At 21.2% G+C, this 23,226-nt stretch carries 29 protein-coding genes; 16 read left to right on the top strand and 13 right to left on the bottom strand.

The window, feature by feature from the left end; genetic code table 4:
• The first annotated feature begins 12 nt into the window (after window positions 1-12).
• A complete protein-coding gene (locus ACXUB0_RS07625) occupies window positions 13-621 on the top strand; it encodes a hypothetical protein (protein WP_458258296.1) in 609 nt (202 codons plus the stop codon).
• Window positions 622-639: 18 nt separating this feature from the next.
• A complete protein-coding gene (locus ACXUB0_RS07630; protein WP_458258297.1) occupies window positions 640-1,272 on the top strand; it encodes a hypothetical protein in 633 nt (210 codons plus the stop codon).
• Here the strand turns inward: ACXUB0_RS07630 and ACXUB0_RS07635 are convergent, their stop codons facing one another.
• The 3 genes from ACXUB0_RS07635 to ACXUB0_RS07645 form a co-directional block, all read right to left on the bottom strand.
• Window positions 1,273-1,554, bottom strand: coding sequence for a hypothetical protein (locus ACXUB0_RS07635; protein WP_458258298.1), 282 nt, complete (start codon window positions 1,552-1,554; stop codon window positions 1,273-1,275).
• Window positions 1,555-1,704: 150 nt separating this feature from the next.
• Window positions 1,705-1,938: a hypothetical protein gene (locus tag ACXUB0_RS07640; RefSeq protein ID WP_458258299.1), complete on the bottom strand. Its 234-nt coding sequence runs from the start codon at window positions 1,936-1,938 to the stop codon at window positions 1,705-1,707.
• 159 nt (window positions 1,939-2,097) lie between these two features.
• Window positions 2,098-3,411 carry a hypothetical protein gene (locus tag ACXUB0_RS07645; protein WP_458258300.1) on the bottom strand — a complete coding sequence of 438 codons (1,314 nt, stop codon included), beginning with the start codon at window positions 3,409-3,411 and terminating at the stop codon, window positions 2,098-2,100.
• A 73-nt stretch (window positions 3,412-3,484) separates the two neighbouring features.
• Here ACXUB0_RS07645 and ACXUB0_RS07650 point away from each other — a divergent pair, with 73 nt between their 5' ends.
• The 4 genes from ACXUB0_RS07650 to ACXUB0_RS07665 all read left to right on the top strand — a co-directional run bounded on the left by ACXUB0_RS07650 (window position 3,485) and on the right by ACXUB0_RS07665 (window position 6,101).
• Window positions 3,485-4,645, top strand: a complete 1,161-nt coding sequence (locus ACXUB0_RS07650; protein WP_458257521.1) for an Mbov_0401 family ICE element transposase-like protein — start codon at window positions 3,485-3,487, stop codon at window positions 4,643-4,645.
• Between the two features lie 576 nt (window positions 4,646-5,221).
• Window positions 5,222-5,530, top strand: coding sequence for a hypothetical protein (locus ACXUB0_RS07655; RefSeq protein ID WP_458258301.1), 309 nt, complete (start codon window positions 5,222-5,224; stop codon window positions 5,528-5,530).
• 233 nt (window positions 5,531-5,763) lie between these two features.
• Window positions 5,764-5,898, top strand: a complete 135-nt coding sequence (locus ACXUB0_RS07660; protein ID WP_458258302.1) for a hypothetical protein — start codon at window positions 5,764-5,766, stop codon at window positions 5,896-5,898.
• Window positions 5,859-6,101 carry a hypothetical protein gene (locus ACXUB0_RS07665; protein ID WP_458258303.1) on the top strand — a complete coding sequence of 81 codons (243 nt, stop codon included), beginning with the start codon at window positions 5,859-5,861 and terminating at the stop codon, window positions 6,099-6,101. The genes ACXUB0_RS07660 and ACXUB0_RS07665 overlap by 40 nt, the downstream gene beginning before the upstream one ends.
• A gap of 1 nt (window position 6,102) precedes the next feature.
• Here ACXUB0_RS07665 and ACXUB0_RS07670 read toward each other — a convergent pair whose 3' ends face one another.
• Both ACXUB0_RS07670 and ACXUB0_RS07675 read right to left on the bottom strand, forming a co-directional pair.
• Window positions 6,103-8,130 (bottom strand): hypothetical protein, encoded by a 2,028-nt coding sequence (locus ACXUB0_RS07670; protein ID WP_458258304.1) that lies wholly within the window; start codon window positions 8,128-8,130, stop codon window positions 6,103-6,105.
• Window positions 8,081-9,313 (bottom strand): hypothetical protein, encoded by a 1,233-nt coding sequence (locus tag ACXUB0_RS07675; RefSeq protein ID WP_458257753.1) that lies wholly within the window; start codon window positions 9,311-9,313, stop codon window positions 8,081-8,083. Before ACXUB0_RS07675 ends, ACXUB0_RS07670 begins: the two co-directional genes overlap by 50 nt.
• 693 nt (window positions 9,314-10,006) lie before the next feature.
• Between ACXUB0_RS07675 and ACXUB0_RS07680 the strand changes: the two genes are divergently transcribed.
• The 10 genes from ACXUB0_RS07680 (at window position 10,007) to ACXUB0_RS07725 (ending at window position 13,674) form a co-directional block, all read left to right on the top strand.
• Window positions 10,007-10,495, top strand: coding sequence for a hypothetical protein (locus ACXUB0_RS07680; RefSeq protein WP_458258154.1), 489 nt, complete (start codon window positions 10,007-10,009; stop codon window positions 10,493-10,495).
• A 132-nt stretch (window positions 10,496-10,627) separates the two neighbouring features.
• A complete protein-coding gene (locus tag ACXUB0_RS07685) occupies window positions 10,628-10,810 on the top strand; it encodes a hypothetical protein (RefSeq protein WP_458257466.1) in 183 nt (60 codons plus the stop codon).
• A gap of 5 nt (window positions 10,811-10,815) precedes the next feature.
• On the top strand, window positions 10,816-11,022 hold the full coding sequence (locus ACXUB0_RS07690; protein WP_458257465.1) for a hypothetical protein: 207 nt from the start codon (window positions 10,816-10,818) through the stop codon (window positions 11,020-11,022).
• A gap of 15 nt (window positions 11,023-11,037) precedes the next feature.
• Window positions 11,038-11,214 carry a hypothetical protein gene (locus ACXUB0_RS07695; protein ID WP_458257579.1) on the top strand — a complete coding sequence of 59 codons (177 nt, stop codon included), beginning with the start codon at window positions 11,038-11,040 and terminating at the stop codon, window positions 11,212-11,214.
• Window positions 11,214-11,942 carry an ERF family protein gene (locus ACXUB0_RS07700; RefSeq protein ID WP_458258305.1) on the top strand — a complete coding sequence of 243 codons (729 nt, stop codon included), beginning with the start codon at window positions 11,214-11,216 and terminating at the stop codon, window positions 11,940-11,942. The genes ACXUB0_RS07695 and ACXUB0_RS07700 overlap by 1 nt, the downstream gene beginning before the upstream one ends.
• 206 nt (window positions 11,943-12,148) lie before the next feature.
• Window positions 12,149-12,298: a hypothetical protein gene (locus ACXUB0_RS07705; RefSeq protein ID WP_338987125.1), complete on the top strand. Its 150-nt coding sequence runs from the start codon at window positions 12,149-12,151 to the stop codon at window positions 12,296-12,298.
• Window positions 12,291-12,494, top strand: coding sequence for a hypothetical protein (locus ACXUB0_RS07710; protein ID WP_458258306.1), 204 nt, complete (start codon window positions 12,291-12,293; stop codon window positions 12,492-12,494). Before ACXUB0_RS07705 ends, ACXUB0_RS07710 begins: the two co-directional genes overlap by 8 nt.
• 133 nt (window positions 12,495-12,627) lie before the next feature.
• The gene (locus tag ACXUB0_RS07715; protein WP_458258307.1) at window positions 12,628-13,209 is read left to right on the top strand and encodes a hypothetical protein; all 582 of its coding nucleotides are present in this window, start codon (window positions 12,628-12,630) and stop codon (window positions 13,207-13,209) included.
• Between the two features lie 117 nt (window positions 13,210-13,326).
• Window positions 13,327-13,509, top strand: a complete 183-nt coding sequence (locus ACXUB0_RS07720; RefSeq protein ID WP_458258121.1) for a hypothetical protein — start codon at window positions 13,327-13,329, stop codon at window positions 13,507-13,509.
• A 3-nt stretch (window positions 13,510-13,512) separates the two neighbouring features.
• Window positions 13,513-13,674 (top strand): hypothetical protein, encoded by a 162-nt coding sequence (locus ACXUB0_RS07725; protein WP_458257587.1) that lies wholly within the window; start codon window positions 13,513-13,515, stop codon window positions 13,672-13,674.
• Between the two features lie 80 nt (window positions 13,675-13,754).
• Here the strand turns inward: ACXUB0_RS07725 and ACXUB0_RS07730 are convergent, their stop codons facing one another.
• From ACXUB0_RS07730 to ACXUB0_RS07765, 8 genes are all read right to left on the bottom strand, one after another.
• The gene (locus ACXUB0_RS07730) at window positions 13,755-14,228 is read right to left on the bottom strand and encodes a hypothetical protein (protein WP_458257588.1); all 474 of its coding nucleotides are present in this window, start codon (window positions 14,226-14,228) and stop codon (window positions 13,755-13,757) included.
• Window positions 14,216-14,680, bottom strand: a complete 465-nt coding sequence (locus ACXUB0_RS07735) for a Panacea domain-containing protein (RefSeq protein WP_458258308.1) — start codon at window positions 14,678-14,680, stop codon at window positions 14,216-14,218. The genes ACXUB0_RS07730 and ACXUB0_RS07735 overlap by 13 nt, the downstream gene beginning before the upstream one ends.
• Before the next feature lie 423 nt (window positions 14,681-15,103).
• Window positions 15,104-15,316, bottom strand: a complete 213-nt coding sequence (locus tag ACXUB0_RS07740; protein WP_458258309.1) for a hypothetical protein — start codon at window positions 15,314-15,316, stop codon at window positions 15,104-15,106.
• 49 nt (window positions 15,317-15,365) lie between these two features.
• Window positions 15,366-18,299: a hypothetical protein gene (locus ACXUB0_RS07745; protein WP_458258310.1), complete on the bottom strand. Its 2,934-nt coding sequence runs from the start codon at window positions 18,297-18,299 to the stop codon at window positions 15,366-15,368.
• Window positions 18,229-19,590, bottom strand: coding sequence for a hypothetical protein (locus ACXUB0_RS07750; RefSeq protein ID WP_458258311.1), 1,362 nt, complete (start codon window positions 19,588-19,590; stop codon window positions 18,229-18,231). Before ACXUB0_RS07750 ends, ACXUB0_RS07745 begins: the two co-directional genes overlap by 71 nt.
• Before the next feature lie 2 nt (window positions 19,591-19,592).
• Window positions 19,593-21,065: a hypothetical protein gene (locus ACXUB0_RS07755; RefSeq protein WP_458258147.1), complete on the bottom strand. Its 1,473-nt coding sequence runs from the start codon at window positions 21,063-21,065 to the stop codon at window positions 19,593-19,595.
• An 822-nt stretch (window positions 21,066-21,887) separates the two neighbouring features.
• Window positions 21,888-22,841 (bottom strand): hypothetical protein, encoded by a 954-nt coding sequence (locus ACXUB0_RS07760; protein WP_458258312.1) that lies wholly within the window; start codon window positions 22,839-22,841, stop codon window positions 21,888-21,890.
• A 43-nt stretch (window positions 22,842-22,884) separates the two neighbouring features.
• Window positions 22,885-23,223 carry a hypothetical protein gene (locus ACXUB0_RS07765; RefSeq protein ID WP_458257606.1) on the bottom strand — a complete coding sequence of 113 codons (339 nt, stop codon included), beginning with the start codon at window positions 23,221-23,223 and terminating at the stop codon, window positions 22,885-22,887.
• Between the last annotated feature and the right edge of the window lie 3 nt (window positions 23,224-23,226).

The following is a 23,226-nucleotide window of genomic DNA, read 5'->3' on the forward strand; positions in this document are numbered from 1 at the left end:
CCGCTATTATCAATGCCTATTGAAATTCAACCAAAAGTTAGAATATTACAACAATGATTTAGTGAACAAATATTACCATGAAATTTAGCAAAACAATTTATAGGACAAGAAAAATCAGTTTTAGATTTGATTAAAATTAGTACTGGAACTGAAACAAGAAGAGAAGTTATTAAAAACGCAAGAGTTACACATGCTTGATTAGGATATGAGTTTAGTAATGTTTTAGGTGGTAAATGACCACTAAAAAGTCAAAAAGAATTAAAAGATAAAGAAGTTTGAGATTTTGTAGGTGAAAGTCAATTTTATCAATATGTTGCAACTAATAATAGATTTGATGATATTGAAATTGAAATTAAAGATGCACCAACTAATGATAGTTTACAGCAACTTTTATTAGATATGCTAAGTTACACATATAACTATAATAGAAATTTTGAAGGTGCTACATATGATGATAAAGGTAGACCAGATAATGAAATTGCAAAGTTAAGAGCAAAATTTGAAGGACAAAAACCCGAAGAAGTAATAACTAACTTATTTAAACAATGAAAATTGGATTATCCGAATTATATAAATCTACCACAAGTTCATATTTTTAAGAAACTAGTAATTATGTTATAAAATAATATTTATTCAATTATGTCAATTAATAAAGGTTTAAATGATGATAATAAAATTTTGTTACCATATTATTTTGAATTAAAATCGAGTCCAATAAAACCTACTGGTAAAGATATTTGAAGATTTAAAGATACCAAAGTTATATTAAAATCTGAGTATTTTGATTTTACAGATATGAATAGCATTAAACTAAAAAATAACGACATTAGTCAAAATGAATTATTTAAACTAGATGATAATCAATTTAACTGATTATCTATTACAAATGAATTAGAAAGTAATAATATACCATCATTAATTCCTGCTGACTGAACATTAGGTAATGGTGAATATGGCAAATACTTTACAAGAGCAATTATTAATAAAAATAAAATTGAAAATGCTTTAAATTTATATGGTTCAAATAAATCTCAATTATTTTCTAAATTAGAATTTTATAAAGAAATTTCAAAAATTGATAATATTAGTGAATTTGAATTACAAATTGAAAATCCGATTAATAACTTAAATCGAATTGAAATTAGTGGCATATTTGGTACTGGAAATTATGATTTAGTTTTAATAACTGATAAACAAGAAATAAATTTAAATAATATTAATTTATTTGATAAATATAATGAAAATATTTCTTATATAAATTTAGAAATATAACTATTCAAAATAATTATCTGTATAAGTACCATCTCATTTTATATCTTCATCATGATGTTTAAATTTAGAAAAATATAAATCTGTTTTATTAGGATTATACCATTTATTTCATCAAATAGTTGTTGTTCCTAATACTTTTTCACCATTTGGTTTTAAATAATAATTTTCCATATTATGAGTAAGCACCCCCCCCATGATTAATCCTATTGTTCCAGTTGTTGCACCAGTTAGTGCTAATGCTAATGTTATTTTACTTAAATTTGTTTTTATTCATGTTTTCATAATAAATTTCTCCTTTTTTCCTTGATTTTACTTATAAATTGTACTGTTTTTGATTATTTTTACAAGTATGCTTTTAAATGCAAAATAACGCCTAAATTAAAGGCGTTTATTTTGTGATACCTATACTATTAATTATATGTAAATTGTTTACTATATAGCAAATGTGAAGATACTTTTTTTCACACTAGCATTATTTTTACCCCTAATTACATTTTTATATGGATACAAGGCATAAAATAATGCATCGTAAGGGTCTTGGTACATATTTTTATCAGGAATGTTAGTTTTGGTTTGGTCATAACGTAATTCTTCTAAACATTGAGTAGTTTTTGGTAAATCATTTTTATTAGCATAAAAGTTTCCATAACTCATAATATTTCTCATTCATACTACTCTATTAGTTAATCCGGCTTCTTGATTTAAATTTGAAGCATGTTTAATAGCAGTTTGTGTTATTAAAATAGTATTATGTTCATCTATTAATTTTTGATTTAATCAATCTATTGCTGTTCTTGCTTTATCATCATAAAAATAAATTGCTTGTTAAAAATTTTCAAAATTATCCATTAATCCTAAAATTTCATTAACATAACCATTAATTTTTTCATTTTCATTAACAAAATCATTTGGAGTAACTACTAATTCACAAATAATATAAGCATCATAATACCCAGTATTATTATATTCTTTAAATCCGACCACCATAAATACAGTATGGTCTTTGTGACCAGTTGCTCAATCAACACCAACTGAATAAAAATCAAATTTATACATATCTTTTTCTTGATTATAAAACTGTTTTAAATCATATGATTGTCAATATTTTACTGTTTTTTGAAAAGGAAAAATTGTTGCATCACTATCTAAAAATTCAAAACCATAATAAACAGTATTGAATTCATCAGGATTACTTTTTTTCATTTCTAATAATGTTCTTTTTTGAATGTCAGGTAATTTATTTCAAAAAGGTTGAATAGTAAATCTTAAAACAAATAAACCTAAACCACTAAATATGTCTTTATTTTCATAGTAAACTTTACCAACTTTTTTAAGATTTTCAATTATTTCATCATTTAATGGTAAAAATGGCGTACAGTATTTTAAATAAAATGGGTGATATTTATCATAAGGATTACATGTAAAAGTAATAAAGAAACTTTTATAAAAATAACGAGTAATTAATTTTCCAAAAGTAGGACTATATATATTTTTATCAATAAAAGTTCAACTTCATTCTTTAATTGGTTCATTTGAAACTTTAATACGATTACTTCTAAACATAGAATTTTGTAAACGCTCATATCTATATGTTAATTGCTTTTCTGTTAGTGTTTCTTTTTCTTCTGCCATTATTATTTCATCAGTACGTGAACCCAAAAAACTTGACCCACCCGCTTCTTTTCCAAAAATTTTATTACCATTAGCATAACCAATAAAATCAATTTGTTGATTATTAGGAAAAATAATACATCCACCATCTTTGGTTATTTTTCATTTAATACCATGTGGATTATTAGGTAATAAATTAATATTATATGTATCTAATAAAACTTGACAAACATTCATTAATGCACCAATTGTCGTTTCACTATGAGTATTTTCATATCTTCTTACTTCTTGAACACTACTATCACTAAAATTACAACATATAAATAAATCAAATGCTAAACAGTTTCAAGTTTTTCTTGTTCCACGTGCAGTTGGTACAAAACGATAAAAACAATTAGTTGTAAAAAATTCTGCTCATTCATCACTAACAAATTGTTTAAAAATATCTCAACTAAAACCATAATTATTATCACTAAAATTAAGATTATATTTTTTATTCAGTTGTGCATAACTACTAATAAAAGGCATATTTTACTCCCTAATTTTTATAAGCAATACAATTAAATTATAACAAACAAAATTTAGAAAGGAACATTAAAAAATGTTTATATTACCATTCTCTAATCATTTTGATTGAGATAAACATGATTTTAATCAAGATGAATTAAGTTTAAAACAAACAGAAGAATTATTTACAAAAATAGATGATTATTTATGAAGTACCTGTGATAAATCTGAATATAAATCATATAGATTTAGAAAACGAAAATTAAAAGCAAAAAAAGGTTTATTAAATTATAAACGACGTATTTGTACAAAATATAACCAAAAAACACAAAAAAATGAATTTGTTTCATTGCTAGATAATTATCTTGGTGTTAAAAAATATAGTAAACTTGCACCTAATGTTATTAAACAAATTTTAAAGTATTTTGCTGATGGAAAAAAGTATCGTGATGTTTGTGATACTTTTATTGATGATTTAATAAGTACTAGTACAGTTTGTAGAACCTATCAAAAATTTCAATTACCAAAAGCTAATATTCCTAAAATAGTATTAGAAAAAAATCAAACTTTATATATAAATATTGATGATGGACATAGAAAATTTAAGTTTAATGAAAAACACAATACTAAAAATTGTAAAAAATGTTCTATGAGATTATTAGTATTTTGTACTGGTAAAAAGAAAAATGGAAAATTAATTAATAAAAAAGCAGTTTGTAAAATAAGAGTATCAAAAACAGAAATTGGTGCTGAAAAAACAGCACAATTAATTAAAAAACATGGTAATTTATTTTTTGAAAATTTTGAACAAGCAAATTTAGTAGTTTGTGGAGATAGTGCAAAATGAATTAGAAAAACTGCTACAATTTTAAATGCTAAATTTATTTTAGATAAATTCCATGCTTTTCATGTTTTATTTCTTGGTATAATGGCTGGAAGAAGAAAAAATAAAATTGCTAAATTACACTATCAAAATGCAATAACTTTATTTGAAAAAGGCCAATATTATGAATTAATTGATTTTTTACAATCATTAGCTTTACAATATAAAAAATTAAAAGTTGGTTATTTTATTAATGCAAAAGATGGTGTATTAAACCAAGCACTAGTTGAAAATATTGGTTGCTTTACTGAAACTAATATTAAACAAATTTTAAAGCATATGATTGGTGATAGAACCTATAATATTGATATGTATACAAAAATGGTTAATTTTAAATGCTATCAAATAAATACTACCATCCAGTTATTATAAATTAAAATTAAAGATTTTAAAAAACCAAAAATAAAATAAAACTTATTAAAGTAACTATTAATAAGAATTTTTGAATTATAAAAGTAAGTATTATTATTGACTAATATTTTACAAGTGTTAAGATTAACATACAATTGCATATTGAAGTCAAAATTATTCTCGTCTAACTTTATAATTTTAAGACAAATTTGAATATTATTGACAACATCGGTATGCTCCCAATTAATTTATCAATTTTAGGATATTGTTCTTTATAATTTCATTTATAATTAAAATCCATATTATTCTCCTAACTATTTTTTAAAAATCTAAATTTATTGTAAATATTTTTAAAAAATTAATTTACTTGTTTATTATATACATATATAAGTGTAATTTTAACTAAAATAAAAAATATTTTAAAAACAACTTTCACATTTGCCATATAATAAACAACTTATATATAATCAATAGGATAGGTATCATAAAATAACCACATTGAATTTAGGTGTTATTTTTCGTTTAAACACATACTTGTAAAAATAATGAAAAATAGTACAATTTAGAAGTAAAATTAAGGAAAAAGGAAGAATTTAAATGAGTACAAGGTGTAAAACAAGAAAAAAAGTAAAAAAAATAAAAAAACAAAATAAATTTAAAAATCAAAATTGTGATTTGTTAATAAATAAAGTAAATAAATATAAAGAAGAAAATACTAATCTTATTTTTTGTCAAAAAATGTTGTGTCCACAAGAATGAAGTAATGTTATAGAAATTAAAGAACTTGGAAAATTTTTTTTCTGCTTTGAGCATGCAGATGATTTTGAAGAAAAAGAATTACCAAAAATTTTAGATAATTTACCTGATGAAAAACTTGAAAAAATTATTAAAGCAAATCAAGAATAATTTTTAAATCCATATAAAAATATAATTATGGGTAAAATAATAATGCTACTGTGAAAAAAAGTATCTTCACATTTGCTATATAATAAACAAGTGACATATAATTAATAGTATAGGTCTCACAAAATAAACGCCTTTCATTTAGGCGTTATTTTTCGTTTAAAAGCATACTTGTAAAAATAATCAAAAATAGTACAATTTATAAGTAAAATCAAGGAAAAAAGGAGAAATTTAATATGAAAACATGAATAAAAACAAATTTAAGTAAAATAACATTAGCATTAGCACTAACTGGTGCTACAACTGGAACAATAGGATTAATCATGGGGGGGTGCTTACCCATAATGTTAGTGGAGTGAAATATTATTTAACTCCACATAAACAAGTTGAATGAGGTGTTCAAACTATTTGAACAACTAATCCAAATGATACTTTAAAAAAAGATTATAAATTTGAGTTATATTTTGCAGATGAACCATTAAGAAGAAAATTTGATATATCTTTTCAAAATTGATATTACAGTACAGATATAGTATGAAACGGTAAATATCCTAATGGATATTTTAATAAATAATTTATATTTCTAAGTTAATATAAGAAATATTTTCATTATATTTATCAAATAAATTAATATTTTGTAGGTTTATTTCTTGTTTATTAGTAATTAAAATTAAATCATAATTTCCGGCACCAAATATTCCGCTGATTTCAATCCGATTTAAATTATTAATAGGATTTTCTATTTGTAATTCAAATTCACTATTATTATCAATTTTTAAAATTTCTTTATAAAATTCCAGTTTAGAAAATAATTGTGATTTATTAGAACTATATAAATTTAAAGCATTTTCAATTTTAATTTTATCAATAATTACTCTTGTAAAATATTTTCCATATTCACCATTTGCTAATGTTCAATCAGCAGGAATTAATGAAGGTATATTATTGCTTTCTAATTCATTTGTTATTGATAATCAATTAAATTGATTATCATCTAATTTAAATAATTCATTTTGACTAATATCTTTATTTTTTAGTTTAATGTTATTAACATCAGTAAAATCAAAATATACAGATTTTAATATTACTTTTATATCTTTATACTGTCAAATATCATTTTCACTAGGTTGTATTGGACTTGATTGTAATTCAAAATAATATGGCAATAAAATCTTATTATCATCATTTAATCCTTTATTTATTGATAATGATGAATAAATGTATTTTGATAACATAGTAAATATTTGTTTAAATATTTTAACTTGTGATAAATTAACATAATTTGGATAATCTAACTCTCATTGCCTAAATAAGTTGGTAATTACTTCATCGGGTTTTTGACCTTCAAATTTTTTTCTTAATTCTGCTATTTTATTTGTTGGTTTTCCTGTTTTTTCATCATATGTAGCACCTTCAAAATTTCTATTATAGTTATATGTATAACTTAACATATCTAATAATAATTTTTGTAAACTATCAATTGTTGGTGCATCTTTTATTTCAATTTCTATACTTTTAAATCTATTATTGGTTGCAAGATAAACATATCATCCTTCATTACTAAAAGATAAAACTTTTTTATCTTCTAAATGTATTTCGTTTTTTAATGGTCAATCACCAGTTCAAATAGAACCTAATTCTCAACCTAATCAAGTATCAGTTACTCTTGCATTATTAATTATTTCTTTTCTTGTTTCAGTTCCAGTACTAATTTTAATTAAATCTAAAACTGATTTTTCTTGTCCTATAAATTGTTTTGCTAAATTTCAAGGTAATATTTGTTCACTAAATCATTGTTGTAATATTCTAACTTTTGGTTGAGTTTCAATAGGCATTGATAATAGCGGAAATGCTATCTTATTTTTAACAAATAACTTTGGGTATACTTCCATATTGTCAACTTCACCAAGTACCTTTATATTGCCGAAAATCATGCTTCTAGGGGCTTTAATTTTTAAACCAATTACTTTTGTATCTTTATCTAATGGTTTTTGTAATTTAATAATAATTGGATAACCATCTCTTGTTTTAAAATCCTTAATTTTTATAATAGTAATGCTTTTAGTACTTCTTGTTTTTGGATTTTGATAAGGTTGAGAATAATTATTAATGATATATAAATTATCAATATTATTTTCACTTAAAGGTTCATTAATACTAACGGCATATAACTTAAATTGATTTAATAAATTTATTTCTTGAAATATTAAATTTTTAATATCAGTCATACTATATTCAATTGTATTATCATTAATATTTGTGCTAGCTCTTTGATTTAATTGCATAGTAAAGTCTGATGTTTCAACAGCAGTAGTTTTTAATACTTTATCAATATCAATAAAACCAATTTTAATAGTATTTGCTGAAAATTTTAAACTATTATTTTCATTATTTTTAAATAAACGTTCAATTTCATAAATATAAATTGTTCTTTTTTTAAATTCATCGTATGCTCTATTAATATCGGGATCACTAGTAGCGCGCATCATATTAGTAAAGTCATAAGGAATATTATCAATTAAATAATCATTTTCTACTTCTGCTTGATTAAGTTTAGTTTGTTTCTGTGGAAACTTCGTTTGTGGTTTGTTGTTGTTTTCCATTGTTCTCTCCTATTAATTGGTTATTTTCGGGATTAAATAATTTTAATTTAACTGTTAAATTATTAATTTCTTGTTCATCATTAATATTAAATGTTTTACTATTTAATAAATCTTTATCTAAACGTACTAATATTTGAATAAATTTAAGAATATCAATATTAAATTGCCATAATTTTTGTTCAATATAATTAATGGTTGAAATATTTACAGCTGTACTTTCGGGAACTGATTGTTGTGCAGATTTCTTTTGACTTGGTATATGAATACCACAACGTTTAAATATTTCATTAACATTTCAATCATATATATCAGTTAAATTTTTACCTTTAAAATTACTATTTGTCATATTGATATTTTCGTTTTGTTCATTATTATCTCCACCACTTTTAAAAATATAATTTTTAGTAACTAATATTCTTACAGCATCTTCTAATAAATCTTTTACATTACCATAAGCTGAATTAAAAATAAACTTGGGTGAGTTTAAAATAGTATCTAAAACAATTTGTTCATAAATAACATCTAATGCTTTAATTTTATCCATTACTTTATTACAATCTGCTAGCTCATTTGCTTTATTTCTCATAATTGCTATTGGTATATAGTTAATATTTAGTGTTTGTTCTTGTTCTAAATTTGGATTATTAATGAATGATTTAAAATCTAGTGGAAATTGTTTTTTATTATCACTAATACTATAAATTGCACGATTAATAGTTACTTGTTCATTATTTAATGTATAAATTTCAAATAATCTTACAATTTGTGCATTTTGTTCATAACTATCATAAAAAATAGTACATTGAATTAATTTACCAGTAATATCATAAACTCTTTGTTGTATATCAACTACTTGAAAATATAAATCATCATTAGCAATAAAAATTAAATAACCACTAATTCCTAATTTACTTAATTTAAAAATAGAATTTCAATTTTTTCTATAAAACTCTTGATTAATTAAATATTGTTTAATGGTTTCATTATTAATATCTAATGGAGCATTATATAAATTAGCATTATTTTCTGCTACAAAATCAGTAAAATAAGTTTCATGATTAAAATCATTAAAACCAAAATAACTTAAAATAGAAGCATGTGTACTTTTACCTTTTAAAAAAGTTAATTTAGTTTTTTCTTCATTATTAGTACTTTTATCTCTTCTTAAAAATTTACCTAACATAATATTCACCACCTTTTTTAAAATATTTGATTAATTTTTAATATTATTTTTACAATGATAAATATAATTAAACCCGCTGTTGCTGATGATAGAATTACTCCTATTAAACCTAAAATAATTTTTATAATTTTAAAAAACATAATATTATTCCTGTAATTCTTCTAATTTTTTAAAACTATAATCTCTACCCATACCTCACATTATTCTATTGTTATAAATATTAATTTCAGTTTGTTGGTTATTGTTATTATTTGCTATTCATAAACTACTTTTTACAACGCTTGTATCTAATTGATAATAAAAATTAATTATTTGTCAACTATAATTTTTAGGCCGAATAAAAAATTGGTATATTTTATAAAAATGACATGAGAGATAAAACTCTCATTTTTAATTGTTGAACAATTATAATTAATTATTTTGATAAATCTGTACTTTATTAAAGTAATTAATTATTACATAACTAAATAAAAATTATTAAAGGCTATAGTGCAGATATAACTAATAGTAATTTTTGTCATGCTCTTTTAAAACTTGATATTTTTTGGTTCCCTTCCCCTAGAACCCCTACCCTCCAAGGCTTTGCTACTTACAGTAGCATAAGCCTTACGTAGTAGTAGAAGTATTTAGTTATTAGTATATAAGCCTTTTATCACTGTAGGTGATAAGGCTTATACGTAGAAAGGATTCGTAATGATTAATGTTAATTTAGATATTAAAAATAAAGTAAGAGAAACAACTAAAGGTATGTTATTAGAAATTGGTGAATATGAAACATGATTTCCAATTAAAGATACTATTATTAATCAAAATAATAAAAAAATAACATTAAAAATAATTGAAGATTTTAATTATAAATTAGGTAAAAAATCAATTACAAAAGATATTGAAAGTATTAAAGGTAGTGAAATTTTAAAATATATTAAAAATATTTCAGATATTACTACAAATGAAAATAAATTAATATCTTGTACATTTTATGAACAATATAATGGTTATTATATTTTTACAAATGATAAAAATCAAGAATGTTTTAAATATAACATTACATGAGAAAAAGATATGAAAAGTTTTAAAATAAATAATCCATATAAAGATAATGATTTAGTAATAAATTATATTGTTACACCAATGAAAGATATAAATACTCATAATGAAAAAATATTTTATTTAAAGTATTAAAGGAAAATAATATGTTATTAAATGTTGAAAAAATAGAATTAATTAAAAATTTATGTAATGAAAAATTACTTAAAAATAAAAAATATATTGAAATACAAGAAATATTAAAAATTATAGAAAGGGATGAATAAAATGAAATGTAATATTCATAATGAAAAATATATTTGATTTAGTGAATTAGAAAATACATATTATTGTAATAAATGTATTAATGACATGATTGAAAACGATATGTTTTTAACAAGTGATAATTGAGATTATTTATATGAATATTATATTAATGAATTACAATTAGAAAATTTTAAAGGAGTGTAAAAAAAATGAATCAATTAGAATTACAAAATGCAATGAAATTAATAGAAAAATTTGAAGAATTACAAGAAGAATTTAATAGTAAATATGAAAATTGAGAAATTACAATTGATGATGATGGTGATTTAAAAACTTATAATGATTATTTTACATATGAAGATGTAAATAAATTAGAACAAGCAATTATTGATTATAAAAGAGTTTTTAAAGGTTAAAGGAGATGAATAAATATGACACCTAGAAATAAAATTTCAAAAGATAAAATATTATTAAATAATTTTATAAGAATTCGTGTTTCTGATATTGAAAAACAAGAAATTAAAGATTTTTGTCAAAGTAAAAATATTACAATTACAAAATTTATAAGAGGTTTAATTAAAAATGCAATAAGAAAGAGTGATAAATAATGAATAATTTATATAAAAAAATACTTAAATTACAATTAAAAATTGGTAGTACACCTAAAAATGGTTTTAATAAATTTGGTAATTATAAATATTGATTATTAAGTGATATTTTTAATAAATTTAAATTATTATGTGAAGAATTAAATATTGTTATTACACATGAAGATATATTAACAACTGATAGAAAAATTAGTTATTTAGATAAAAATGAAGTAGAAATAACTTATTTTAAAAGATATACAATTATTGATTTAGATAATGATAAAGAAATTAAATATTTTGATATATTAGCATGTGCTAAAAATACAGATATAGCAAAAGCAAAAGGTAGTGCAGAAACTTATGCTTATAGATATTTTTTAATGAATTTATTGTTATTAAGTGAAGATGAACTTGACCCAGATAATGATAATGTTAATTTAATACAAAATAATAATAAATCACAAAATAATTATATTAATAATAATGTAAAAATACAAAATGAAAAATGAGAACCAAGTGAAAAACAATTAGATTATTTTGAAAAATATATGATTACAAATACAGTTTTATTTGATGAATGTATCAGAGAAGATATGGAAAGATTAAATCCAAATAATAGTAAAGATTTTTTAATATTAATGGGTGAAAATTATTTAAAAAATTTATTTAATAAATTTAAAGAAATTCGTGAAAGATTTAAAAATATAAAATCTAATAATAAAAATGAGTATAGAAATTATGAATAAATGTAAATATTGTAATAAAAGAATTTGATTAACTAATTATTGATGTATGAATTGTTTAGAAATATTAATTATGAATTTAAATAAAAATAAGGAGAATAAATAATGGGATATTGAACAAAGTATAAATGTGTTTTTTGTGGAGAAATAATGATTGGTGATGAAGAAAATATTGAACATGTAAGAGAACATAGAAAGGGTATTAGATAATGAAAAAAGAAAATAGAGTTAATAAAAGTGTATTACGTAAATATATAACAGATTTAATGTTTAAGTATAAAGATAAAGCAGATTCAATATTAGTTTTACATGAAATATTTTTATGATTAAATGAAAGTTGAGTTGATAATAATGAATAAACCCTTTGATAGTATTATATGTTCACTGGAAATACATAAAGATATACAAAAAAGAACAATTAATGAATATAAAGAAAAATTAATTAATTTTCTTAAAGAACAAATACAAGATGAATTAGATAAAGGTGATGATGGAATACCATATATTGATGCTTTTGAGTTAATTAAAGATTTAGAAAATGGAGACATTTGATAATGAATAAATTAAAATTAAATTCTTTTGAGAAGTGAATAGAAACAAATACTAAATTATATTGAGATGAAAAAGAAGAAACATTTAAAAATAATGATAATAAAAATTAAAAGAATTGAAAGAGGTGAATTTGATAATGAATAATTATTTACTTTCAATTGACCCAAGTATAAAAAATACTGGATTTACATTATGAGAAAAAGAAAATATAAGTAAAGATTGAAAAAAAATTCAAGATAATACACCATATGAATATTGAAAACCAATATCAATAGGTAGTTGTAGTTTTAAAAAAAATGGTATTGATAATTTTAATAGAGATATGCATTATGTTGTATATGGTACTTTAGAATTAAAAGATGAATTAAACATTTCTAAAAATAATTTTGATTTAATTATTGAACGTGGTACTTTTCATTCAAAAAATGGTATTGGTTATGAAACTCAAGAACATTTAAGAGGTTTTATTGCTGGACAATTTAATAAATTATTAACAAAAAATATGTTAATAAGTCCTTCTTCATGAAAAAAATGATATAAAAGTCAATCATTTATAAATATTTTAATTAATGATGAATGAGATAAAGAAAGTTCAATAAGACTAGCAACAGTATTAATTGAACAAAATAACTGAAATATAACTATATCAAATCATGATGAAGCAGATAGTTTATTAATTGGTTGATATTATTTAAATAAGGAGAATAAAAATGACTAAACAAGATATTTTAGAAATAATAGATAAATTAAAAGAATTAAAAAATTTAAATGGATTAACTATTAATATAAATATTGAAGATATTAATATAGAAAATAATTAAGGAGTATTTGATTAATGCAAAAACAAAAACAAGAAAAAGTATTACTTAAATGTATTGTTAAAGATTGTAATAGTAAAGTATTAGTTACTTTAAAAACTTTAAATATAGAAGATAGTGTAGTTCAATTTTTTAATATGTGTTATTTTCATAAAAAACAATTTAAAAATAAAGTAAAAGAAATAACAAATAAGGAGTAAATAATGACTAAAGAAATTGAACAAAAAATTATAGAATTTACTAATCAAATAAGTCATAAATTAAATACAACTGAACAACAAGTATTAAATAAAATTATTAATAATTATATAAATTTAAGTAAAACTTTAAATAAAATAACAGATAATCATATAAATAATCATTAAATTATATATATTAAATATAGAAAATATGATATAATTAAAATAAAGATAAGTATTGCTCAATTCTACTTATCTTTTTTTAATTAACATTTTTCATTATTACAACTTAAACATATTTCATATTTAATATTATCTCTAGTAGAATTAAAGTAAAAAGTATGATTTAAATCAAGAAATAATGGTTTTATTATAAAAATATCATTATTAAATCTATTAATAATATAAAAAAATCTTCTTTTTGAATCACAAAATCTTTTTTTATAAATTGGTAAGTTAATTATATTTTGGTCAATTTCTTTATCTTTAAATCCATAATTTTTATATAAAAACTTAATTTCTAATTGTGTTTTTAAATCATCTACTATTCCAGAATTTTTTTCTTTTGTAAGATTTTTATAAAAATTATCTGACTTAGAAATATCTTTTAATAAATCAAAATAAAACTTATCAATTTTGTTGACCATTTCTTTATTAGTTTTATAAGTAAATTTATTTTTTTGAATATTAATACAAATACAATCGTAAATAAATAAACTAAAATCAATTAAATGTTTCATATTTTAGAAAAATCTTTCATATCATTAAAATTAATATTATTATTTGAAATTTCATTATCTTTTAAATATTTTCTTGCATTTTGTCAAGGTTTTGTATTATGTGCTATCTCAACTAAATCAAAAGTAGACTTATTTAGGTATTTATCAATTTTTTTATCAATAAATTTTTTTATTTTATCATTATTTAAACTACATATTTCAAATAAAGTATCATCTTCTTCAATTTCAAAATTAAAACCATGATATTTGATATGATAAAAAACTTTCGTTACTACAGGTCCATATATTGCTTCAAATTCTTCATCAAATAATTTTTCATTATTTTCTTTTAAATAATCTAAATATAAAAAATATAAAATTTTTTGTAATTTTACTGGTTGAATAATTTTATATTTTTCAACTAAATATTTAGTAATTGATAATAAATTATTTTTTATTTCCTTTTTTTTCATTTTTATCACATCCGAACAATAATTTAACAAAATCTATTTTTGTATTTAAATATTAACATATTTAAAAAATGAATAATAGATAATACAAATATTAAAAAATAAATTTTAATAATTCAATTTTTAATATTTTAAAATAAAAAAAGTTACCAATAAGGTAACTTTTTAATTAGGTGTTAACCTAATAATTACATTAGTTTGAGAAAAATTGATATTATCATCATATACTTACAAAAGTAAGTAATATAAGTATATATTAATTTTGGAGATTTTAAAATAAACTTTGGAAAAATAAAAAAAGTTATCATAAAGATAACTTTTAACCTTAAACCTAATCTATTATACAAACTAATAGATTGTTTTTATTATACATTAATATTTAAGATTGTGGGGTTTTATCTTTTTCTTGTTTATCTAAAAATTTATTTAATTTATCATATAATGTTTTTTTTCTTTATATCTTAAATTAGAAATAATACAACATCCTAAAATTAAACCAAAAATATTTAAACCAAAAAATAATAATAAAATACCGTAAGAATTACTTTTAAAGCAAAATTTTAATCCAAAATAAATAAATGCAGTTAATATTGGCAATATTAGAGCAATTAGTAAAGCAATTGTACTAGGTAAATCCATTTTTAACTCCTTTGTAAATAATAATAAAATTATAACAAAGAATATCAAATTATCTATTATTAAGTATCAATTTAGTAATTTTTAAATTTGAACTTGAAATATATCTTTTAGCATATCCAACCTTTTGACCAACTGCATCTCCATAAATTGATTCTATTTTTCCAAGATTTACGTATATATTAAATTTTCATATTAAAGTATTATTAGAACTTATGTTTAATATATTGATTCCACATGCACTATCTGTAGTTAATTCTTCTTTTATACCATAATAACTTTCAGTTAATGTAAATGTATAACCAGCAAGATTATAATTAGATAATAATTTTGAATTATAAGCATATCCAAATGCAGAATATGGTTGAACATTTGGAACTAATTTTCAATCTTTAACATTTTTTTCTTGTGAATTTGAAAATATTAAATCTTTTAAATCAATAGTTATACTTGTATTTTTTGCTTCTTTTGACGGGTTAAAACTTTCTGTTGTATTAAAATTTATTGCTTGTTCATTATGTTTATTTTCAATTGTTTCAAAATTATATTTATAATAAATAGTTAAACTTTTATAATATCTTTTTAAGTCATTAAAATTATAAATTAATAATGTTGGGTCTAATTTTGATGTTAAATTTAAAATAAAATCATTAGTTTTAATTTTATTATTATTAAATCATTCATTAGTATTATCATAAGGATTATGAGAACTATTAAAACCAATTAAAGATATATCTATTCCATTATTATTTATATCAAAATTTTCTGGAATAATAATTATTGATTTTGCTATATTTTGAGGACTTGGTGGTAATATTTTTGCTGGATATGAAAATGTTGTTTCTTCACTTTCTTCATATTCATCATGATTTAATTTATATAAAGTAGTTCAATTAAAAGCATTACCAGTTAAATAACCCATATTATTATAACGAAATTGAGCAACTGCTATTTCGTTATAATCACCTTGATAAGTAAAAGGATTATCACTATAAAATGTATGTCTTTCTTCACCTTGATGTAATGATTGAGTTACAATTGTATCAATAATATAAGCATAATTTGAACCATCAATAACTCCATTTGCTGTTGGATTTCATTGACAATCTTTATCTTCATTTGTAAATGGACTTGCTATATCTAAAAACTCTGTATCTTCTGCTAAAATATAAACTTTATTATTTTTCTTTTGTGATAAATCAACAGTTGATATTTGTTCTTTTACAGTTAATTTCTTACCAGTAGTAGGGTCTCATGGATAAACACTTACTCTATCACTTAATTTCATTGTCATAGCAGTTGTTGAAACATTTGCTCCTAATAATTTACCAATAGTAAAATCATTATCATTTGTAAATGCATTTAAAGGAATTAAACCACCATTACCAATAATACTTTCTAAATTACTTGTAAAAAATGCTGACATAAAACCATTAAAATATAACATTTTTTTATATTGTTGAGCATTTTGAGTAATAACTCAACTACTTCATATACCTAATGTTAAAGCATTTAATAATTTACCAATTAAAGGTATATCACTTAAAGCAAATGGTAATCATTGTTGACTATCATAAGGCATTTGAACTAATGGAGAAAATACTACACTATTAAAATTTAATATTGCTGACATATATTTTTGACTTATTTTTGAATAATCAACAGTTGGACTTCCTATAATTAATCCAGATTCTGGGTCTTTATATTTAAAATTACTACTCATATCTACATTATAATTACCCGTTAAATTATTTATATTTCATTCACTATCTCAAAAGAATTTTGCTTCTCCTACTGATGTACCATTACTTTTTGTTGCTTTATCTTTATCAAAAGAAAGCATACCTTTAAAATCTTTTGTTACAAATAAATTATCTTGAAAATTTAATGAAGTTTTTAATCATTCTGTAAAATTTTTAAAATTAGTAAATCCAGTAGGTTTTGCATCCATAATATTATAAAATGTTGTTTCTGGATGACTACTTGTTGTTATTTTATCATTTATACCAGCAAGTAAACCACCATTATTTTTAATATCAGTTGTAGATTTTTCATTATTACCAGCAATAAATAATCTTCTTGAAGCAAATACTTTACTTTCAAATATTTCTTCATTATTTTGTTGTATTGGTTCTTGTCCTTGAATTATTGGTCTTCCATAATAATAACAACTTGATAATAATTCTAATCCATATGATTGTCTATGAGAAAATCTTACTCCTATATCACGCATTAAAGTACGATTTAATGTTACTTTTCCTTGTTGAATAGTAGGGAAAGCATAACCACTACCCGGGCTTGCATATTGTACAAAATCAAGTGTATTTTGACCACTTACAACTACTCTATCATTTAAACTACTAAAAGTTAATACTTGCATACTAAATGCACCATTATAAGGACTATAATAATTTGTTACATTTGAAATATATAATAATTGTCTATCTTGATTTTTACCACTATTACCACCAATATTTTCATTTTCATCATTAAATACAACAAAAAATTGTAAATAATCATCAATTGTAATATGTTCTTCAAACATTACTAAAGTATATTGTCTTTTAGTTTGTACTGTTTTAAATATTTGATTATTTGGTAAATTACTAAAATCAACACCACTTGTATCATCAATTAAATAAGCATTTCAATAATCACCAATTTTATATTGTTTTGTATAAAATTCATCTTGACTATTAACTTTATGTGTTTCTTCATTAATTTTACCTTTATTTTTTTGATATATTTTTGTACTATTTTTCCAAATACATACAACTGGAGTAGTACCAGTTAATATTAATTCATATTGACCAAAATCACTTATTTTACTATTAATTGGTTTATAACCAGTTTCAGTTAAAGGAATTGCACCATTATTAATAACAAATGGAAATATTTTTCAATAACTACATCTTTTAATTAGCAATTGTTGTCTTTTTAATTGAAGATGTAGATGTTTCATTAATTGAATTTGTTGATGTATCATTTTCTTTTTCTCCTAATAATTTAATTTCTTCTTTATCTTCTTCCATTATTTCTTTATAATGTTTTTTTGCTTGTTGTTTTGTTACTTCATCTAATTCAGCAATAGCTTGTGTATATGATAATGTTCTATCTGCTAATCTTTGACTAATCATTTCTTGTTTTAATAATTGGTCAGTCATAGCAATAGGTAAAAATTTAAAACTATAAGGTCTATCACCTTTACCATTTCATAATTTTTCATAAATTAATAACATATCAAAAAATCTATAAAAATAATATGAATAATGACTTATTTTAGTTTCAGTAGTTTCCATATCATTTTTATTATTAAATAATGATTTAGTTTTATTTTCATAATTTACACCACTAAATTCACTATAATCATAACCTGCACCATTTCATATATCTTTTCCTAAATCATCTTTATCTAAAATATAATTACTAGCTTTAAAATCACCTTGTATAACTTCCATACCACCAGCACCAGATTTATTATAGCCAGCAGTACCAACATTAACTACAATATTTTTTTTAGGATTATCAATAATTTTTCCATGTTCAATCATATTTTTAACAGTTTCATTATCAAATGCACCAAATAAAGTTGTAACATTTAATTCTCTATCAACATTTCTTTGAGTATAAGATTTATGATAATATTCAATTAAATTTCAAACTGGATAAGTATCTGGATATGCATTTAAAGTTGTTGAATTACCATAAAAATTAACCATTGGTAAATTTGTTATTTCTAATATTGGTAAATAATTTCAAGGATTTTTAATTTCATAACTATATTTTGGAGTTAAATTAGGTTTTAATTTTGTATGTGCTGTTCCTAAAATAATTTCTTTTTCATTTTTATTATCATTTTTATAAGTTTCAAATCTTATTTTTCCATTTTCAGCAATTACTCAAGTTAAAGTTGCACTATCTGCTTGTTCATTTATAAAAAAGAATTCTGCACATTGTTCTTCTTCATTATATTTAGCAACTCTACCAGCAAATGAATTAGGTAATACTTTTAAACTTGTACTGTTATCTTTATAAATAATAGGCATTATATATACTTTTCCAAGTAAACTTTCTTGAATTCCAAATTTATATAATTTTTCAAATCATTTATCACTAATAATTTTATTAGTAAAATATTTTAAAATATTATCTTTTTCACTATCAAATAATAAACCTTTACCTAATCATAATTTAGTTGATTTTTGAGCAATTCTCATAGGAATATCACTATATCATTCTCTTTTATTACAAGAAAGATATTCTAATGGATTATTCATTTTTATCACTCTCCAAATTTATTTTTATTAATTAATAATTCATTATCAATATTATTAATTAATCATTTCATTTTATGCATTGAAGCATACATTCTTGCATCTCAACAATTATCATATAAATCAAGCATTTGTGGTTCATTATTTGAATTTTCTAATTTAGATTTTGCTAATCATTGCATTTTTGATAATTCTTCATGTGTATTAGGACATTTTTTTCAATTAATACTTAATATACCTTTAATCATACAAATAGTATCTCAATCAATTCTATCTCTTAAATACATTGTAGTTTTATCTACTGGAGTAAAATGTAATCAATTAATTCTTCTTTTTTCTACTTCTTTTTTTAAAATATCAATAACTGCTAATCCACCACTACCATAATCAACATAACAAGTAAAACCAAATTTCATTGCTTGAAATTTAATACTTTCATCTAAATAATAATCAATAATATTATTTGCTAATTCATAAGTATCTTTAAATTTCATAATAGCATTACTATGATAAAATTCACTTTCTTGATGTATTCTTCTAGTTTTTTCATTTTCACCAATAAAACATAAAACAGCAACAGTAGGATGAGCTTGTGAACTTGTAGCAAAACCTAAATCTAAACCACCAACTATTTCATTAACATTAAAATCTAATTCAGTTTTAAGTTTATCAATATATCTTGCAAATATAGAACCAGTTAAAACACTAGGTACACCATAATATCAACTTTGTGCTTTAATAGGGTCAAGTATTTTTAATTCTTCTAAATCATTAATTTTATCTTGTTTTAAATTATGTTCATTTAATTTTCAATTTGAATAATGAAATAATTTAAAAATATTATTATCAAATACTGATTTAATTTGTTCATTATTTTCTTTCATTAAATCTAAATTAAAAGGTACTATTTTATTCATATATTCAATAAAATATTGATAAATATTATCTGGATTACAACTTCTAATTTTAATATGTTTTTTAGCATTACCTAATGCAAATGTAATTGCTTGAAATTCTGCTTGACTAAATTCATTTGCTTCTTCTTCTCATTCTATTGATAAATCAAAACCTTTTATTTCACTTCTAGATAGCCCTTTTAAAGGTATTCTATCATTACTATTTGAATATACACCCATTACTCTAATAAAAGATTTAGTTCCTTTAAATCTAAAATATGCTTGTTTATTTGGATATTTTAAATTAAAGTCTACATAATCATTAAATCCAGAAGAAATAAATGCTTCATATATTTCTTTTGTTAATTCATTAATATCTTTATTTAATTTTCTAAATCCATAAATAGCAATTGATTTATTAACTTTAATTGAAATTGCAATTAATATTGCTAATTCTTCTGCAATACTATATGTTTTACTTGAATATCTACTACCACTTAAATTATATTCACTATGAGTAAAATCACTTTTATTTAATAATCAATAACTAATTTCATGCAAATAAGTAAATTCTTTATTCATAATATTATTCCTGCAATTCTTCTAATTTTCATACATTACCTTTTAAATTACCTTTTCCAGTATAAATAGTAATCAATTTTGCATGTTGAACTGATAAAATTACTATATTAGCACTATCATTAAAGATTTGTATTTGTACACCAGCAATTTTTTTATCAGTTATAATAAATTCTTGAATAGTATAAACTGGATTATATATACTTCAAGAATAATAAACTCTATAATGTTTATTATCTTGAAAATCATAAGTAATTTGTCAATTATCTCATTTATTTTTTTCTCTTGTTCCTACTTCTTTTCAATTTGAACCACTTGGACTTGGTTGTGGTTGTTTTTCTAATATTTCATTAATTGCTTGTAATAATTTTTTATTTTGAGTTTTTAATAATTTATATTCATTATTTTCTAATAAATCTCTACAAAGTAATGAATTTTCTTCATCATTTAGTAAAATTTCATTTGTTTCAGTATTATATTTAAAATAATCATTTGAAAATTTTTTATCTTTTATTTTTTCTTTTAACTCATTAATAGCACCAACAATAGTTTTATCTTTAGTTTCTAAATTAGCAATTTCAGTACCAAAAGTATTGAGAACAAAAGCATATTGAAATTGTGTTTTATCTATTTTATCTTCTAATTCTTTATCTACTTCTTCTTTTTTATAATAATCAGTTAAATCTGGGATATTTTTATTTAATGTTCTTAAATTAACAGCATCTTGTGGTTGTGTAGGGTCTGCTATATAAACAATTCTAGTATTATTTGAAGTAATAATTCTTTTTTCTTTAGGTTGAATAATATTAGGCGAATTAGGGTCTATTAATCATAATGATTCACCACTACCGCCAGTAGCACAATAGTATTAGTTTCTTTATCAATCTTAATATTTTCACCAGCAATTAATTTATCTTGTTTTTTATCAACATATTCTTTATTGGTTGCATCAGTTAAAAATGTAGGTGTACCAACATCAATTATTCTTTTATCATTAGCACTAATACCTTTATCATCTTTGGATTTAATAAAATTAGTATTATCTTTATCAACTTCTCATAATGAATTACCACTAGTAGCACTAATAACTTTCTTTTCTTGACCTTCTTTACCATCTACTAATTTCATAGTATCATTACTAAAATATTTAGTAAATAATTCAATTGTTGTTAAATTATCAAATGATTTAATACCAGTAGTATCAATTCATAATTCAGTTCCAATTAAATGTTTAGGATGTTTAAGATATATTTTTACTCTTGTATCATTTGTTTTTAAATTTATTAATTCTAAATATCTGGTTAAAGGACTATCTTCAGCAAAATTACTAAAAAAATTACTAAAAAAATCATATCTTTTAGGTAAAACATCTAAATTAAAACCAGTAATATTTGGATATTCTTTAATTTTTCTTAAACAATTAAATACTTCTGGAACAATATAATAAGGTTCATTAGGATTATTTTCACTATAAGTCATACCACCTTGACTAATACTTGATTGACCACGAATATAATTACTATCTTTTGTTAATAAAAATCTAACATAATATGCAGTAGCAGTTTGTATTTCATCAGTAAATTCTGTTAATGTAGTTTCTGGTCATTTTTTTGAAATAGAATGTCCACTTAAATAATCAATATTATTACTTGCAACTGAAATAGCAAATCAAATTTCATTATCTGGTGTTGTTGTATCATCAAATTCTAATTTATTAAAACCTTTTCAATTTTTAAATTCTTCAATTGTAATAAACATTAATGGGTCTTTAATAGCCATAATAATTTACTCCTTAATGTAAAATAAAGGGTATTTAAACCCTTTAAATTTTAAATTTAGTTACTTTTTTCTTATCTTTTTCACTTAATTCTTGACGTTTTGCTTTTTGAGTAATTGCAAATTTTTTAATATCTTCTTCAGAAATATTAAAACTATCAAGTAATTTAGCAGTATCAGTAGTTTCTAATTGTAAATGAGAATTTAATTGTTTAATATTTTCAATAATATAATTAATTTCTAATTCTTTTTTTAATTCTTTTGCTAATTTACTATGTTTTATTTTTTTAATTTTTCTTAAAATTAATGGTGAAATAACACTAATTGAGCCACCACTTATTAATGCAATTATAATAATTTCTAATAATTTTCATGATATATTCATTTT

Source organism: Spiroplasma endosymbiont of Dactylopius coccus (assembly GCF_977110965.1).